Source organism: Flavobacterium sp. PLA-DH12 (assembly GCF_059511845.1).
In genome coordinates this window covers 322,642-339,684 of record NZ_JCAMPD010000003.1, presented here as the reverse complement: position 1 = coordinate 339,684, position 17,043 = coordinate 322,642, and the positions used below count along the sequence as shown (strand labels likewise).

The 17,043-nt window shown below is 33.9% G+C and carries 9 protein-coding genes; 5 read left to right on the top strand and 4 right to left on the bottom strand.

The features are described 5' to 3' along the window. Positions 1–108: 108 nt before the first annotated feature. The 4 genes from AC5ZCW_RS07760 to AC5ZCW_RS07745 all read right to left on the bottom strand — a co-directional run bounded on the left by AC5ZCW_RS07760 (position 109) and on the right by AC5ZCW_RS07745 (position 7,298). Positions 109–1,944, bottom strand: a complete 1,836-nt coding sequence (locus AC5ZCW_RS07760; protein WP_496118921.1) for an outer membrane protein assembly factor BamB family protein — start codon at positions 1,942–1,944, stop codon at positions 109–111. 476 nt (positions 1,945–2,420) lie between these two features. Beyond that, complete coding sequence (locus tag AC5ZCW_RS07755; protein WP_496118919.1) at positions 2,421–3,248, bottom strand: alpha/beta hydrolase; 828 nt, start codon at positions 3,246–3,248, stop codon at positions 2,421–2,423. Positions 3,249–3,303: 55 nt separating this feature from the next. Further along, positions 3,304–6,219: an FAD-binding and (Fe-S)-binding domain-containing protein gene (locus tag AC5ZCW_RS07750; RefSeq protein WP_496118917.1), complete on the bottom strand. Its 2,916-nt coding sequence runs from the start codon at positions 6,217–6,219 to the stop codon at positions 3,304–3,306. 329 nt (positions 6,220–6,548) lie between these two features. Further along, the gene (locus tag AC5ZCW_RS07745; RefSeq protein ID WP_281633441.1) at positions 6,549–7,298 is read right to left on the bottom strand and encodes a DeoR/GlpR family DNA-binding transcription regulator; all 750 of its coding nucleotides are present in this window, start codon (positions 7,296–7,298) and stop codon (positions 6,549–6,551) included. Between the two features lie 250 nt (positions 7,299–7,548). On the opposite strand from AC5ZCW_RS07745, the gene AC5ZCW_RS07740 reads away from it, so the two are divergent. From AC5ZCW_RS07740 to AC5ZCW_RS07720, 5 genes are all read left to right on the top strand, one after another. Further along, positions 7,549–10,833, top strand: a complete 3,285-nt coding sequence (locus tag AC5ZCW_RS07740; RefSeq protein WP_496118915.1) for a SusC/RagA family TonB-linked outer membrane protein — start codon at positions 7,549–7,551, stop codon at positions 10,831–10,833. A 32-nt stretch (positions 10,834–10,865) separates the two neighbouring features. After that, on the top strand, positions 10,866–12,602 hold the full coding sequence (locus AC5ZCW_RS07735) for a RagB/SusD family nutrient uptake outer membrane protein (RefSeq protein WP_343541531.1): 1,737 nt from the start codon (positions 10,866–10,868) through the stop codon (positions 12,600–12,602). Between the two features lie 255 nt (positions 12,603–12,857). Next, on the top strand, positions 12,858–14,060 hold the full coding sequence (locus AC5ZCW_RS07730) for an exo-beta-N-acetylmuramidase NamZ family protein (RefSeq protein WP_496118913.1): 1,203 nt from the start codon (positions 12,858–12,860) through the stop codon (positions 14,058–14,060). A gap of 298 nt (positions 14,061–14,358) precedes the next feature. Further along, entirely contained in the window at positions 14,359–15,186 is an 828-nt protein-coding gene (murQ, locus tag AC5ZCW_RS07725) for an N-acetylmuramic acid 6-phosphate etherase (RefSeq protein WP_496118911.1), read from the top strand. Positions 15,187–15,530: 344 nt separating this feature from the next. Then, positions 15,531–17,039, top strand: a complete 1,509-nt coding sequence (locus tag AC5ZCW_RS07720) for a sodium:solute symporter (RefSeq protein ID WP_496118909.1) — start codon at positions 15,531–15,533, stop codon at positions 17,037–17,039. Positions 17,040–17,043 lie beyond the last annotated feature (4 nt).

Sequence of the window (17,043 nt, the reverse complement as noted above, 5' to 3'; positions counted from 1 at the left end):
AAAGTTTTTATTATTTAATGGTTATTTTCTCTCGCAGATTAAGCAGATTTAAAGGATTTCATTTGTTGCGAAAAAATCTTTTTAATCCTTTAAATCTGTGGCTAAAAACTATTCCAATAAATAAATTCCGCCTTCTATTAAAGATGCCCAAACTTGTCCTTTATCATCAAGTGTAAAGCCATTTATGCTTGAACTTCCCAAATTGATTTGTTTGATGATTTCAAATTTTGTGGCATCAACAATTACAACTTCACCTTTTCGGCTTCCTAAATATATTTTATTATTTTTTTCTAATATCGCCGCAGGATTGTGTTCATATCCCCATTTTAAATCCAAAACTTTGCTTTGGCTTACAACATTTTCTTCAGTCAGTTCAATAGTATCATTAAGCGGTACCCTTACCAATTCACCATCCATTGTTTTGCCATAAAACCATTTTCCGTCTTGGCTTTTACCCATTGATTCTCTAATTTTCCACTTTGAAGTTCTTAAAAGGTTTTTTCCCGTTTCAATATCTAAAATGGTTAAGAAACGTTGAGGCGTAACAAAATAAAGTCTGTTTTTTGATGCAACCATATTGACATTTCCAGCAGAATATAAAATTTGTTTATCGTTGCCATTGTTCCATTTCCAGATCAGTTTTCCTGTATTTTTATCCAAACAATACACATACGAATCCCAAACCCCAAAAATGATTTTATTGTCTTGTATTAGCGGAGTTCCCTGTGAATAAGAAGCTGGTAAATTGCTCTGCCAAATCACTTTACCACTTACCGCGTCTGCACAAACAAATGCCGTAGAACTCGCCGTATAAATTTTATTGTTTTCAGCAATTGGCGAACCTACTAAAACACCACCAACAGGAATTGTCCATTTTTGTTTTCCTGATTGAGTATCAAAACCTAATAGATTTCCTTCAATAGTTCCTATAACCAAATTGTTTTTTACAATTATTGGTGAAAAATAAATTGAATTTCCTGTTTCCGTTTTCCAGTTTACACTTTTACTTTTCAGGTTAACTGATTTTATTTCGCCAATTGAGTTAGTGAAATAAAGGTTCTTTTTATCGAATGCAGGAAGGCTGTAAATAGAAGCAATATCTTTTATAAAAGGAGTTTGCATCGTTACACTATCTTTCGGAATTTCAATTTTGGAAGGTTTTGATGGCACCGAAAATTTAAAAACTCCCGGTTTATCAATTTCCTTTTGATAGATACTGATACTGTCTTTGCTGATAATTACCTGATTATAGCTTTTTGTTTTTCCGTCAAGGGAAGTTATCGAAGTTCCCATTATACCACTCAAACCAGAGAAATTATATTTTCTTAAAGTGTGTCCGTGACCGCAAAAAGTGGCAACAGTTGGATATTTTTCTAAAACTGAAAGCACTTCTTTGTAGTTACTCACGCTGTTATCTAGTGGATAATGAGCAAAATTTAGCACTTTTTTATTGTTGTTTTTAAGATTTTCTTTTAAAGTTTTATCAAGCCAAAGCACATCTTCATGTTTTACAAAACCATCTCCCATTTTCATGTAAGGTCCGCACGGAAAGCCTATAAAGACATAATCACCTTTTGAAAATACGAATCTATCCTCGCCAAATATTTTTTTATACGTCAAACCGGCGCTTTCACTCCAGTTCGTTTCATGATTTCCAGAAATTACATAATATGGAATTTTCAATTGAGAAAGGATAGAATGAACTTGTTTTAACTCATCATCAGCACCGCGATTGGTTAAATCTCCAGTTACAACCGCAAATTCAAAATCTGAATTGTTGATTTCTTTTACAATATTCTGCAATAAAAAGTCATTGTCATTTCCTACTGAAACGTGCAAATCTGTTAGCTGTACAAATTTGATATTTTCTGATTTTCCTGAATTTTGAGAGAACCCAGAAACTATTACAAAAAGCAATAATATTCTTAAAAATAGATTTTTCATTGGTGTTTTTTTTATTTATTGTGCCTTACTTAAATTATATCAAGATTGTATTATGTCAGGTGAGTTACAATGTCCCTCTATCCTATATTTATGTTTTTTCTCATGTAGATTTAGCAAATACTACAGATTTTATTTGCGGAAATTTTTATTATGCGTGGCGAAAAAATCTTTTTAATCCTTTAATCTGTGGCTCTTATTTTCTCTCGCAGATCTAGCAGATGCAGAAGATTTTCTTCGTGAAATTTGTCTTATTCGTGGCAAAAAAATCTTTTTTAATCCTTTTAATCTGTGGCTCTTATTTTCTCTCGCAGATCTAGCAGGTTTTCTTCGCGAAAATTTGTGCAATTGCTTCGCCTATTCGCTATCGCTCGGGTCGTGGCGAAAAAAATACCTAACAGGCTTAGAAAACCTGTTAGGATAACCAACCAAAATTTATGTATTGCCATAAATCAACAAAATGGCAATGCACTTAACGTTTACTGCATTTTTTCAGCATCATTAAAATAATTGTAAAAAAACAGCAGCTGATATTTTAAGGAATTCTCCCAGTACTTTAAATTATGTTCGCCTGGACGTTCTATATAATCGTGATTTATCTTCAGGTCTAACATTTTTGCGTGAAGTTCTCTGTTTACTTTCATAAAGAAATCATCAACCCCACAATCAATAATCAGTTTTAATTTATTGTCTTTTACCAAGTCTAACATATTGGTAACGGTGTTCTTGTTCCAATTTTCTGGAAATTCTGTAATTGGGCCTAATCGTTTTTTGATATCCCAATTTTCAGGAAACGGACGAAAATCTACTCCTCCGCTCATACTTCCTGCCGCACCAAATACATCTTGATGTCTGAATGATAAGTATAAAGCGCCATGTCCGCCCATGCTCAAACCTGAAATGGCTCTTCCTTTACGGTCTGCAATTGTTCTGTATTGTTTATCAATAAACGGAACTAGTTCTTTTACCACATAAGTTTCATATTTAAAACTCGGATCTATAGGACTATCAAAATACCAGCTTGAATAATTCCCGTCTACACCAACCACTATAAAACCGTATTGATCAACTTGCTTTCCGAGTTCTTTAAAATCTTTTGCCCAAGATCTATAATTTCCGCTATAGCCATGAAGCAGATAAACAACAGGAAATGCTTTCTTACTCTTTTTATAATTGTCTGGAACTACCACACAAGTTTTAATATTCTTCTGCATAGAAGCACTAAAAACCTGTAAAGTATCAACCTTAGCCGCTTTGGCTGTAAAAATGAAAAGCAGCAGTAAGATTGAATAAATTGTTTTTTTCATAATTGATGTTTTAATAAAATACTATTTTTGAAAAGCACTGGAAAAATACAAAAAACTATTTCAGACAATCTTTTAAAATAGTCACAGGATGCAAAGCTTTTCTGCTGGTTCCGTCAAAAATCTGGTGGCGGCAGCTGGTTCCTGCGGCTGCAATTTCTGTTGATGACTCTGTTGCCCTGATTTTAGGAAACAAAGTATCTTCTCCCATTTTCATACTGATTTCATAATGTTCTTTTTCGTAACCAAATGAACCTGCCATTCCGCAACAACCAGAATTATAAATTGTAACCGTATTATTTTTTGGGACATTCAGCATCGCAAAAGAAGCTTCAACTGAGCTCAATGATTTTTGATGACAATGCCCATGAATTTTAATATTTTTCTCTTTTTCAGAAAATTGATCTGCGTGAATTTTTCCGTTTCCAATTTCTCTTTTGAAAAACTCTTCGACTGTAAAGGTGTTTTTAGCTAATTTTTCAGCACTTTCCTTATCAGCAGCCAATCGAATATATTCATCTCTGAAAGTCAATATCGCCGAAGGTTCAAGACCTATTAAAGGTGTATTTTCAGAAATTATATTTTTAAAAGTATTGACATTTTTATTGGCAATTTCCTGCGCTTCTTCCAAAAAGCCTTTTGAGATAAAAGCTCTTCCGCTTTCCTCATGATCAATTACAATTACTCTATAGCCTAATTCTGTTAAGAGTTCGTAGGCATCGATTCCGACTGAAACATCATAATAGTTGGTAAATTCATCACAAAAAAGATAAACACTACCATTTTCAAAAGAACTATTTATGTTATGTTTTTTGTTCTTTTCATACCATTTTCTAAATGTTTTTGGAGCCAATAAAGGCACTTGTCTTTCAGGCGCAATTCCCATTCTTTTTTTAACGAATGAAAGATTAGAAGCCCAATTGGTAATAGATGGCGCAATACTTCCCAATTCATTCAATTTCGAATTGAAAGCAAATATTTTATTTCGGAAAGAAAATCCGTTTGCTTTTTGATATTGGTATAAAAATTCAGCTTTTAAAGTCGCTACATCAACATTACTCGGACATTCGCTCGCACAAGCTTTACAGCTTACACACAATTCAAAAACCTTGTATAATTCTTCGTGATCGAATTTATTTTCTTTTTCCGAATTTGTTAGATATTCGCGTAAAGCATTGGCACGTGCTCGCGTAGTATCTTTTTCATTTCTCGTAGCACGATAACTCGGACATAAAGTTCCACCAGCAGAAGGCATTTTTCGGCAGTCGCCCGAACCATTGCATTTTTCGGCAGCACGTAAAACCCCTAAACTATCCGAGAAATCCTGAATCGTTTTTATTTCCGGTTCTACTCGTCCCGCTTCAAAACGAAGATTTTCATCCATTTTAGAAGCATTTACAATTTTCCCAACATTCAAAATCGTGTTCGGGTCAAACGCTTTTTTTACTCGTTTTAGCAATTCGTAATTTTTATCGCCAATCATAAACGGCAAGAATTCTCCACGTAGAATTCCGTCGCCATGTTCACCGCTTAACGAACCTCTATATTTTTTTACCAAATGAGCTACTTCAGTAGATAAATTTCTAAACTGATGTAATCCTTCTTTTGTCTTCAAATTTATCTTCGGACGCAAATGCAGCTCTCCCGCTCCGGCATGTGCATAATAAATGGCACTTTGTCCGTGTCTTTCCATCATCGCCGCAAAATCGGCAATATAATTGGGAAGATCACTTAATTCAACCGCTGTATCTTCAATAGAATCGGCTGCCTTATCGTCTCCCACAATACTTCCTAAAAGTCCAAGACCCGCTTTTCTTACCTCGTTTACTTTGTCAATATCGGCTCCGTAAATTTTTGGCAAGGCATATCCGAAACCATTAATTTGAAGATCTTTAATTAAAGCATCAGCTTGCAGTTCGGCATCTTCCATGCTAATGTGCGATCCTACCTCAAGCATAATAACTGCTTTTGGTTCGCCTACAATAAAAAATCGGTTTTTAGCCTGTTCTCTATTGGTTTTGGTACAATCTAATATTGTATCATCCATCATTTCGCAAGTGTACAAATGATGCTTCATTGCGGTAACTACAGCTTCCAAACTTTCCTGAATCGTATGAAAATGCGCCACAACCATAATATTGTTTACTGGTGGCAAATCATCTACTTTCAAAGTAATTTCCGTGGTAAAAGCCAATGTTCCCTCACTTCCGCAAAGGAGTTTTCCTAAATTGATGGTATCTTCTGTTCCTGAAAAAAGTTTCGATTTTAGTAGAACATCAATCGCATAACCGGTATTTCGTCTATGAATTTCTGGTTTTGGAAATTCTTTTAAAATTTCTTCCTGATTTTCTTTGTTCGAAAGTTCTTCGTAAATCGTTTTGTAAATTTTATTTTCTAAAGAATCTCCTTTTGTTTTCTCGATAAACTCTTCAGAAGTTAAATCTTTAAATACTGCGGTAGTTCCATCACTTAAAATGGCTTTTATTTCTACAATTTTATCTCGCGTAACACCGTAGCGAATCGAAGTTGTTCCTGACGAATTATTTCCGACCATTCCGCCAATCATACATCTATTGGTTGTTGATGTAGTAGGGGCAAAAAACAGTCCATGTGGCTTTAGATATAAATTAAGTTCATCGCGAATTACTCCAGGCTGAACCGTTATGGTTTTCTTTTTAGGATCAAAAGAAATAATTTTATTAAAATGTTTAGAAACATCGACAATGATTCCGCTTCCGACAGTTTGACCTGCAAGTGAAGTTCCTGCCGTTCTTGGTGTTATAGAAATTTTATTTTTTGAAGCAAACCGAATAATATTTATAATATCTTTTTCTGATTTTGGAATAGCCACGGCAAGCGGCATAATTCTATAGGCAGAGGCATCTGTGGCATATATATTTTTATGAAGGTCATCATAAAAAAGAGTTCCTTCTAGTGAAGTTTCTAATTCTTGTAGTTGGAGAGAATCGGACATTTAATTTGGTTCTGTTGCTTTTGGTTCTTTAATAAATGTTTTATTTCTGCACTTCGCTAAAAAGCAGTTTGGCAAAACAATACATTCTAAATTTTATTAGAATTCAATATTTATTAAAATTCCTTTTAAAAGCTTTGAACTTCCTTTAAAGCACCAAAGAAATGGCAAGTAAACCAAGAAATGATTTTCATAAATATATCTTACTAATAAAATTAGTTTTAACAAATATAGATACAAAAAGCATACAAATACATTATTTTGCGTTTTTTAACATAATAAAATTAAAATAACGCAACAAAACGCAAAAACCACATTGTATAAGTTTAAAGTTATAAGATAAACACTCCAGATTTTCTATATTCGTCTAGTTTTTCATCTTCTGGATCTAACTCTGTCACAATCGTATCCAATTGTGTAAGATCGCATACGCCGTGCGGCATTTTGGTATTTAATTTGTTTGAAGCAAACATGGAAACCACTCTGTCAGAAGCCTCTATCATTGCTTTTTTGACGATTGAGATTTCGTAACCTACTTCTGTAAGACCTTGTTTGATATTGATGCTGCTGGCACCAATAAAACAAATGTCGGCTTTAATTTTAGAAACCACCTGAATTACATCCATACCTATTGTTACCATTGCGTTTTTCTGCATTTTTCCACCAATAAAAATCAAATCGATATTAGGGTGCTGAGACAATTGCATGGCTATCGGTAAGCTATACGTATATATTGTAGCCTTTAAATCGGCCGGAATTAACTTTGCAAAAACCAAATTGGTGCTTCCTCCGCTCATTATAATAACCTGATCATCATGAAGTAGAGACAATGCTTTTGTCACGATTTGTTTTTTCTGCTCTTCTGCAGCTATTGCTATATCAAACACATTGGCAGACTTCTCTTTAACTTGAACCGCACCACCGTATACTTTCTCTAACAGCTTTTTACTGTCTAACTCGTTCAAATCTCTTCTTATTGTATCTTCAGACAAATCGAGAGCCAAAGCTAAATCTGTTGTAACAACTTTTTGGTCTTCAATAAGTTTAGTCATTATATATTTATGTCTTTCGGCCTTCAGCATTTTTTTATAAAAGTTAAAATTCATCACAAATATATCAAATATTTCATTCTATATCAGAAAATAGCCTAAAAACTGCAAAATCATGCACTGATAAGATTCTTAAAATAAACTCAATAATTATTTTCTCTTAAAAACTTGCGTTATTTTGCGTTTTTCAAATTATTTTTCGAAAAAAAATTCAAAATAATGCATTTATATGCAATAATTAAATATATTTGCTCAACAACAACCATAAAAAACCAGATTAATCATGAAAAAATTACTCTTTCTTTCAGTGTTGTTTTTGTGCATTCAAGCAGCATTTGGACAAGCAAAAACAGTTACTGGAACAGTAAAAAGCAAAGCAGACGGAATTCCAATTCCTGGAGTCAGCGTAGTTATTCAGGGAACAAATAACGGTACTACAACTGACTTTGATGGGCACTACAGTATTTCTGTAGCACCGGGGCGAACTCTAAACTTTAGTTACATGGGTTACGAAACCCAATCTATTAAAGTGGAGAGCCAACAGAAAATAGATGTTGGCCTTTCAGAAAGCACTTCGAAACTAGACGAAGTTGTTGTTGTAGGTTTTGCCTCTCAGAAAAAAGCTAATCTTACGGGAGCGGTTGCAAAAGTAGATGTTAAAAAAGCCCTAGGAAGTGTGCCTATTACTGATATCACAAGAGGTCTGCAAGGAACAACTCCTGGACTTAATATTACTTTTAATTCTGGTAATATCAGTAAGGGATCAAACGTTAACATTCGTGGAGCTGGAACTATTATAAATGGAGAAGCTAAAGGATCACCACTTATTTTAGTCGATGGTGTTCCAGGCGAATTGTCGATGCTAAATGCAGAAGACGTAGAATCTATGTCTGTGCTTAAAGATGCTGCTTCTGCTTCTATTTACGGTGCACGTGCTGCATTTGGAGTTATTTTAATTACTACTAAGAGTGGTAAAAATTCAAAAGGAAAAGTAAGATTCGCTTATAGCAATAATACAGGTTGGAGCAACCCAATTTCTTTGGTTCAGTTTAATGACCCAACTGTAGAGCTTCCAGCAATGATTGATGCGCAGGCTAGAGCTGGAAATGCGAATCCAGAATCTTTCGGTATGAACTATAAAACATTATTGCCTGGTATCATTAACTGGAAAGAAAAATATGCTGCAACTAGAAATCCAAATGACAAAAACATGATCTTAGGAGAAGATTTTGATGTTATTGGAGGAAAAGAATATTTCTACAGAATTTGGAATCCGCATGATGAAATGTTAAAAAAGAATGCGGTACAAACACTTCATAATTTATCAGCTCAAGGTTCTTTGAGCGACAAAAGTTCATTTATTGTTTCGTTAGGACTTTCTAATCAAGATGGTGTAATGAAAATCAATAATGAAACCAACCAAAGATTCAATCTTAATCTTGGTATGACAACGGAGTTAGCAAGCTGGCTTACTGGAGATTTTAAAGTATTGGGAACTTTCCAAGAATATGATTCTCCTTTTAACTACTACAACAATGGTATTGATACTGTTGGTAATGGATATTTCGGCTACTATATGCGTTGGGGTTCTTATTTCCCTTATGGAACTTATAATGGTACTTACTTTAGACATGCGCCTGGTTATATGGCAAATGCATCTCAAAACGAAAGTAAATCAAATGATATGAGGATAAGCGGAAGACTTACTGCTCAAATTACTAAAGATTTTAATATCGTTGGAGAATATAGCTTTAATACCAATTTTTCAAGTCTAAAAATGAATGGTGGTCAAGTACCGCTTTGGGACTGGTGGACAAGTGCTGCTGACTTAGTTGCTGGAAAACCTACTTCAATGGAAACTGCCAACGATTTTGTTGCGCAAGCCAAAACATCTTACACTAGAAACGTAGCCAATATCTTTGGAAATTATACTAAGACATTAGGAGAAAACCACAACTTTAAAGTATTAGGTGGTTTGAATACAGAATGGTACGATCAAGAAAGAACTTATGCTCGTAGAAATACACTTTTGGACAAAACCAAACCAGAATTTAACTTAGCTATTGGCGACCAATTTACTTCGCCTCTTGTTGCTAATGACATTCTAAATCCTGGTTTATCAAGATATGCAATTGCAGGATTTTTTGCACGTGTAAATTACGATTACAAAGGTAAATATCTATTGGAGGTAAACGGACGTTATGATGGTTCGTCAAAATTCCCTACTAATGAGCAATGGGGATTCTTCCCTTCTGCTTCTGTTGGATATAGAATTTCAGAAGAGAGCTTTATGGAAGGAACAAAAAGCTGGTTAAATGATTTGAAAATTCGTGGATCTATTGGTTCAATCGGAAATCAAAACATTGCTAACAATGCCTTTTTACCAGTTATGACTAACGTTACAACTAATCCTAACCCTTATTGGATTGGTAGTGGTACAACTATTCCTCCTACTGTTAATCAGCCAACAAATGTTGACCCGAATTTAACTTGGGAAAAGGTAACTACTCAAGATATTGGAATTGATATTAGAATATTTAGCATGTTAGGTTTAACATTTGATTACTACCAACGTGACACTAAAGGAATGTTAGCTCCAGGTAAAACACTTCCAGGTTCATTTGGTCAGGCTGCTGCCAACACAAACTCTGGAAATTTAAGAACAACTGGTTGGGAACTTGCTCTTAACTTTAATAAACAAATCAACAAAGATATTAGTGTTTATGCAGATCTTACGCTTTCAGACAATACTACAGAAGTAACTGAATGGAACAACTCTGCTAAGTTAATCAGCACTTCATCTTTTTACTCAGGTCAAAAATTGGGTGAAATCTGGGGATTGGAAACAGACCGATTAATTCAAACAACAGATCAAATTGATGCGACAGGATTAATAGTAAACGGTATTGATTATAAAAATATAAGAAGTGGAGCGTTTAAATTTGGCCCTGGAGATGTAATGTATAAAGATTTAGATGGAGACGGGGTAATCTCAAGAGGAGATGGAACTGCTCTTAAACCTGGAGATTTAAAAGTTATTGGTAACACTACACCTCGCTACCAATATGGAGTTCGTTTAGGTGGTGCTTTATACGGATTTGATATTGATGCTTTCTTCCAAGGAGTTGGAAAACGTGACTACTGGACAACTTCAGACTTAGTATTGCCATTCTACAACAGAACAGATGCTATGTATCAGAACCAAAATGATTACTGGACACCAGAAAATACAGATGCCTATTTCCCTAATCCATACCCTGGACATGCAACTAATGCTTTTGGAACTTATGCGCCTGGATCAAACAATTTTGTGGCACAAACTCGTTATTTATTAGATATGTCTTATTTACGTTTAAAATCGATGACTCTTGGATATACTTTCCCAAAAAGCATTTCTCAAAAAGCTGGATTTGACAAAATTAGACCATACGTTTCAGGTTTCAACTTAGCTACTTGGAAAAGCAGTAAATTACCAGTTGACCCAGAAATTAATGAAAGTGAATCAATGTGGGGAAGAACTTTCCCTTATTCTAAAACATGGTCGGTTGGTATACAACTTGCGTTTTAATAAAGGTATTTAAAAATCAAAAATTAATTAAGATGAGAAAATTAATCATAAACTCTAAGATAAAACTATCAGTTGCCTTGCTAACTTTTGCAAGTCTAACTGTTAGCTGTTCAGATTTTTTGGATACACCTCCGGAAGATGTATTCACTGACAACAATTTTTGGACTTCAGAAAATAACGTAAAAACATTTTCTTGGTTGAACTATAATACCTTTAATGGATACGGAAATAATGCTGGTACTACCGCTGATTTTTACTTTCATGCTTCGGCTACAGGTTTAATAGATGACAACTTGGCGATGAACGTTTTCACGAACTTCCTAACAGCTCCAAATGCAACTAACTCAAACTGGAACGAATATTACACTTTGATTCGTCGTTGCAATCTTATGTTAGAAAGAGTTCCAAATGTTCCTATGGATCAGACAAAGAAAAATCACTACATAGGTGTTGCTAAGTTCTTTAGAGCTCACACTTATTTTCGTTTAGCACAGCAGTTTGGCGATGTACCATACACAGACCAATATTTAGCTCAAAGCGATGCAAATGTTTACAAACCTGCTCTATCTAGAGCAGAAGTAATAGACAATGTAATTAAAGACTTAGAAGAAGCGATTCCGTTGTTATTAAATGTAGATGATAGCAATGTAACGGTAAACAAATATACTGCTTATGCATTATTAAGCCGAGTATGTTTGGGTGAAGGCACTTACAGAAAATACAATTTGGCTCAGAATGGAAATACGTATCTTCAAAAAGCTAAAGATGCTTCTTTAGCCGTAATGAATAACAACGCTTACAAATTAAACGCAGATTGGAAATCACTTTACAATTCTGTTGAATTATTAGGAAATACTGAAGTAATCTTAACAAAAAGATACATAAAAGGTGTTTTAGGAAACGGAATCCAAGCCTACACTAATACATCTACTGTTCAAAACGGATTGACAAAATTTGCTGCAGAAAGTTATGTAACTACTAACGGATTGCCTATTAAACAAACTGGCAATGCTCAATATCTAGGAGATAACACTATTGCCAATACTTTTGCTAACAGAGATCCAAGATTTGCTAAAGCTTTCAGTACAGCAGATTATGCTTACTCTGACAAACCTTACAACGGTTTAACCTCTATAACAGGTTATGTTTTCCAATTGTATAATAATCCTGCTACTACAGGTACAGAGGTTACAACAATTGGACAAAATCAAATTGACGCTCCTGTTTTCACACTAAGCGAAGTTTACTTGAATTATGCTGAAGCATGTGCAGAATTAGGTACAATTACTACTGCAGATCTAAATTTATCACTTAACAAAGTTCGTACACGTGCTGGAATTGCTACTTTGACTACAGATGGTGCAAGTGCAAGTGCAAACGGCGTTCAGATAGATGATCCGCAAAGAACAACTGCATTAGAACAAATTTCAGGAATTGTAAATCCAATTATATGGGAGATTCGTCGCGAGCGTAGAATTGAGTTTATGGCTTGGACAACAATGAGAAAAGAAGATCTTATGCGTTGGAAAAAAGGAGATTATTTGGATACTAATTCTAATCCAGATGTTATTTTAGGAGCTAGAATAATGGCTTTAATAGGAACTAACTCTAAAACAAAAGTAAACGCACAAGGATATGTAATTCCTTATGCAGCTGGTGTATCAAGATTATTTATATCACCAAAAAATTACTTGAGTGCTATTCCAACAAATGATATCAATTTATACGCTGCAGAAGGTGTAGAATTAAAACAAAACCCAGGCTGGTAATTCGGTAAAAACTAAAATACCACATCTAATACAACTGCCTCCGACGTGAGACTTTTCGGAGGCAGTATTTTAAAATACTCTTTTTAGACGCATTGTGACCAATAAAAAGACCAAATAAAAAATTAATCCTGATTCATGCAGGTTATATCTTGTTAGTTTTTAGATTTCCCCAAATCTGCCTTAAACATTCATATACTCCGATAAAATATTAATTTTATTAGTCCAATTCGTCTTTAACTAATAACTGTATTTAAAATGATAAAATTTATAGCAAAAAGTGCTTTTGTTACAGCATTTCTGTTTCATGCTACGTCATATTCGGCAAACATTCAGCCCAAAAAAATCGATATTTTAAAAGAAATCAATAACACTGTTATAAAAACTGGAGCTGACAATTACGAAAAATATCTTCCGCTATTAAAAGATAAAAAAGTCGGAATTGTTACCAATCAGACTGGAATTTTATCCAACAAGACCCATGTCGTTGATTTTTTATTGGAGAAAAAAATTGCTGTTCAGACAATTTTTGCTCCCGAGCACGGATTTAGAGGAACAGCCGATGCCGGTGAACATATCGTTGACGGAAAAGATCCAAAAACAGGTCTGCCGATTATTTCGCTTTATGGCGACAACAAAAAGCCAAAACCAGCGCAGTTATCTGGAATTGATGTCATGATTTTTGATCTGCAGGATGTAGGAGCACGATTCTATACCTACATTTCTTCATTACATTATGTAATGGAAGCTTGTGCAGAAAATAACGTTCCGCTTATTGTTTTTGACAGACCTAATCCAAATGGCTCTATCGTTGACGGACCACTTTTAGAAAAAGAATTTACAAGTTTTGTTGGCATGCACCCTATTCCACTTTTGCACGGAATGACAATCGGTGAATATGCTCAAATGGTAAATGGAGAAAAATGGCTAAAAGATGGCGCTCAATGTAAACTAACGGTTATTCCTTGTGTCGATTACAGCAGAACAATCTCATACAGTTTATTGGTAAAACCATCTCCGAATTTACCAAATGACCAGTCTATAAATTTATATGCAAGTTTATGTCTTTTTGAAGGAACAAATGTGAGTATGGGACGCGGAACTGAAAAACAATTTCAAATTTACGGTTCTCCATATTTAACCAAAACCAATTTCAGTTTTACTCCGAAACCCAATTTTGGCGCAAAAGATCCTTTATACAATGGAAAAGAATGTTTTGGCGAAGATTTGACAGCTTATCCAAAATTGAAACAATTAGAACTAAAATGGCTTATTAAAGCGTATCAGAATACGAGCGATAAAACAAAATTCTTCAATGCATTTTTTACCAAACTGGCAGGAACAAAAAAATTACAGCAGCAAATAGAAAGCGGCGTTTCTGAAGCTCAGATAAGACAATCTTGGCAGAAAGATCTAGAAGCTTTCAAAAAAATGCGAACAAAATATCTGATTTATAAATAATATTTCTAATTCAGTTCTCTTAGACTAAATTTTTTAAACAATAGAAACATAGACTTTGATAGACTTACAAAAAAGCGTTTCATTAGCATAAACACACACATATATATTGCTAGCAGAAATGTAGTTCTCTTTGGTTTGCTTTTTAAAGATTGGTTACCTTTTTAAACAAAAATCAAAACCTGTGTTTCTATGTTTTTAAAATTAAATTCTATTCTAAATAAAAATATCAACCTATTAATGTAAAATAGAGATCCTGAAATTGAAAAATTTTAGTTTCAAAAATCAAAAAAAAAGAAAAATGAAAAATAAAAATCCTGAAACTGAACAAGAATCTTTGTACAAAGACTTGGATCAAATGAGCGTGAAAGAACTTCTTACAAACATTAATACAGAAGACAAAAAAGTTCCGCATATTATTGAAGAGCAAATTCCTAAAATAGAAAAACTGGTTAAAGCCATTGTAAAAAAAATGCAATTGGGCGGAAGATTATTTTATATCGGAGCTGGAACTTCTGGGAGAATTGGAATTTTAGATGCATCGGAATGTCCACCAACTTTTGGTGTTTCTCATGATATGATTATCGGAATTATTGCCGGCGGAGACACAGCCATTAGAAAAGCAGTAGAAAATGCAGAGGACGATACCGAACAAGCATGGAAAGATTTAGCTAAGTACGAAATTTCAAGCTTAGATATGATTATCGGAATCGCTGCTTCTGGCAATACTCCATACGTTTTAGGAGCACTAAAAAAAGCTAAAGAACACAACATTAAAACAGGAAGTATCTCTTGTATCAGCAACGGACTTATCGCACAAGAAGCTGATTATCCGATTGAGTTAATTGTAGGTCCTGAATTCTTAACAGGAAGTACGAGAATGAAAGCAGGAACAGCTCAAAAATTAACTTTGAATATGATTTCTACTTCGGTAATGATCAAATTAGGAAAAGTAAAAGGCAACAAAATGGTTGACATGCAGCTTTCTAACGAAAAACTGGTAAAACGCGCCATTAAAATGATAATGGAAGAACTTGATTTAGAATATGACGCAGCCGACGAATTATTGCAAAAACATAAAAGTGTACGAGCTGTTTTATTAACGCACACCAAAAATCAGGAAAACTAAAAACCTCACTATCAAAATCTTTTTATAGATTTATACAAATTCAAAAACTGGATAAATTCATTTTTTGGAGTTTTTAACACCGACCTGACAGAATAAAATCCGTCAGGTCAAATTAAGGAACAGCTTTTTGTTTATATCTAACACATAGAAACATAGATTTTTGTGTAAAAAAAAAGAAAATAAAAGAAACTAGTTTCCACACATAATTTCACCTATGTTTACTTAAATTAGTGAAACGCCTTTTTTTAAATTTTGAAAAAAAACTATGTGTCTATGTGTTAAAATAATTGCAGCCAATGGCTTTAAATAATTTATAAAAAACCAAAAATCACCAAAACTATAAAATGACACCAAGTACCATTCTTCTCCTTATTATCATTTATTTCGGAACATTGTTCTATATATCGCATAGAGTCAGCAGAAAAGACAGCGGAAACGACGCTTTTTTTACTGCCAATAAAAATTCAAAATGGTATTTAGTGGCTTTCGGAATGATCGGAACTGCTCTTTCTGGAGTAACTTTTATCTCTGTTCCTGGAGAAGTTGGCGCGCCAAGCGGTGAACAATTTAAATATTTTCAGTTTGTTTTAGGAAATGCACTTGGATTTATTGTCATTACAAAACTTTTATTGCCTTTATATTACAGAATGAATCTGACTTCGATTTATGGATATATTGAGCAAAGAATGGGCTTTTTCAGCTACAAAACAGCAGCTTCTATTTTCTTAATCAGCCGAACAATAAGTTCTGCTTTCAGATTGTATTTGGTCGTGATCGTTTTACAGCGTTTTGTGTTCGATTTTTATCATATTCCTTTTGCGTTTACTGTTTTAATTTCGTTGCTTTTAATCTTCTCTTATACTTACAGAGGCGGACTAAAAACAATTATTATTACAGATACGTTACAGACATTCTTTTTGGTTACTTCTGTTTTCCTTACTATTTATTTCATCTGTGATCGTATGGATTTAACTGCCATCAGCGCATTTGAGGAAGTAAAAAACAGCAATTATTCTAAGATCTTTTTCTTTGATGATTTTATGGGAAGTAAATTCCATTTTGTAAAACAAATTTTGGGCGGAATGTTCGTAACTATTGCTATGACTGGTCTAGATCAAGATTTAATGCAAAAAAACTTGAGTTGCAAAAACATCGGCGAAGCACAGAAAAACATGTTCACTTTTACAGGGATCTTTGTTATCATTAATATTTTCTTTTTGAGTGTTGGAGCGTTGTTATATATCTATGCAAACAAAAACGGAATTGCTGTTCCAACCGATTTAGTTACAGGAAAACCAAGAACCGATTTACTTTTTCCTGAAATTGCATTAAATCATTTAGCACTTGTTCCCGCAATTGTATTTTTGTTAGGAATTATTGCTGCCACTTTTGCAACCACAGATTCTGCCTTAACAGCCTTAACAACTTCTTTTTGCGTTGACTTTTTAGGCATGGACAAAGCAGAAAACAGCCATAAGAAAAACACGGTAAGAATTAGACATTTAGTACATATCAGTTTTTCTATTTTGGTATTTTTTATCATTCTAATTTTCAACTCAATCAATGACAGTTCGGTAGTTGGAATGATTTTTAAAGTTGCCTCTTATACTTACGGTCCATTATTAGGATTATATGCTTTTGGTTTATTCCAAAAATCGAGACATGTAAACGACAAACTGGTTCCGTTTATCTGCTTGCTTTCTCCATTATTCACCTATTTCATCAATGAATATTCTAAAGTTTTATTTGCAGGATATGTTTTTGATAATGAATTAATTATACTAAACGGATTAATTACTTATTTAGGATTATTTATTACCAGTTCACGCAGTGAAAAAGAAATAAGTTTCTAATTCA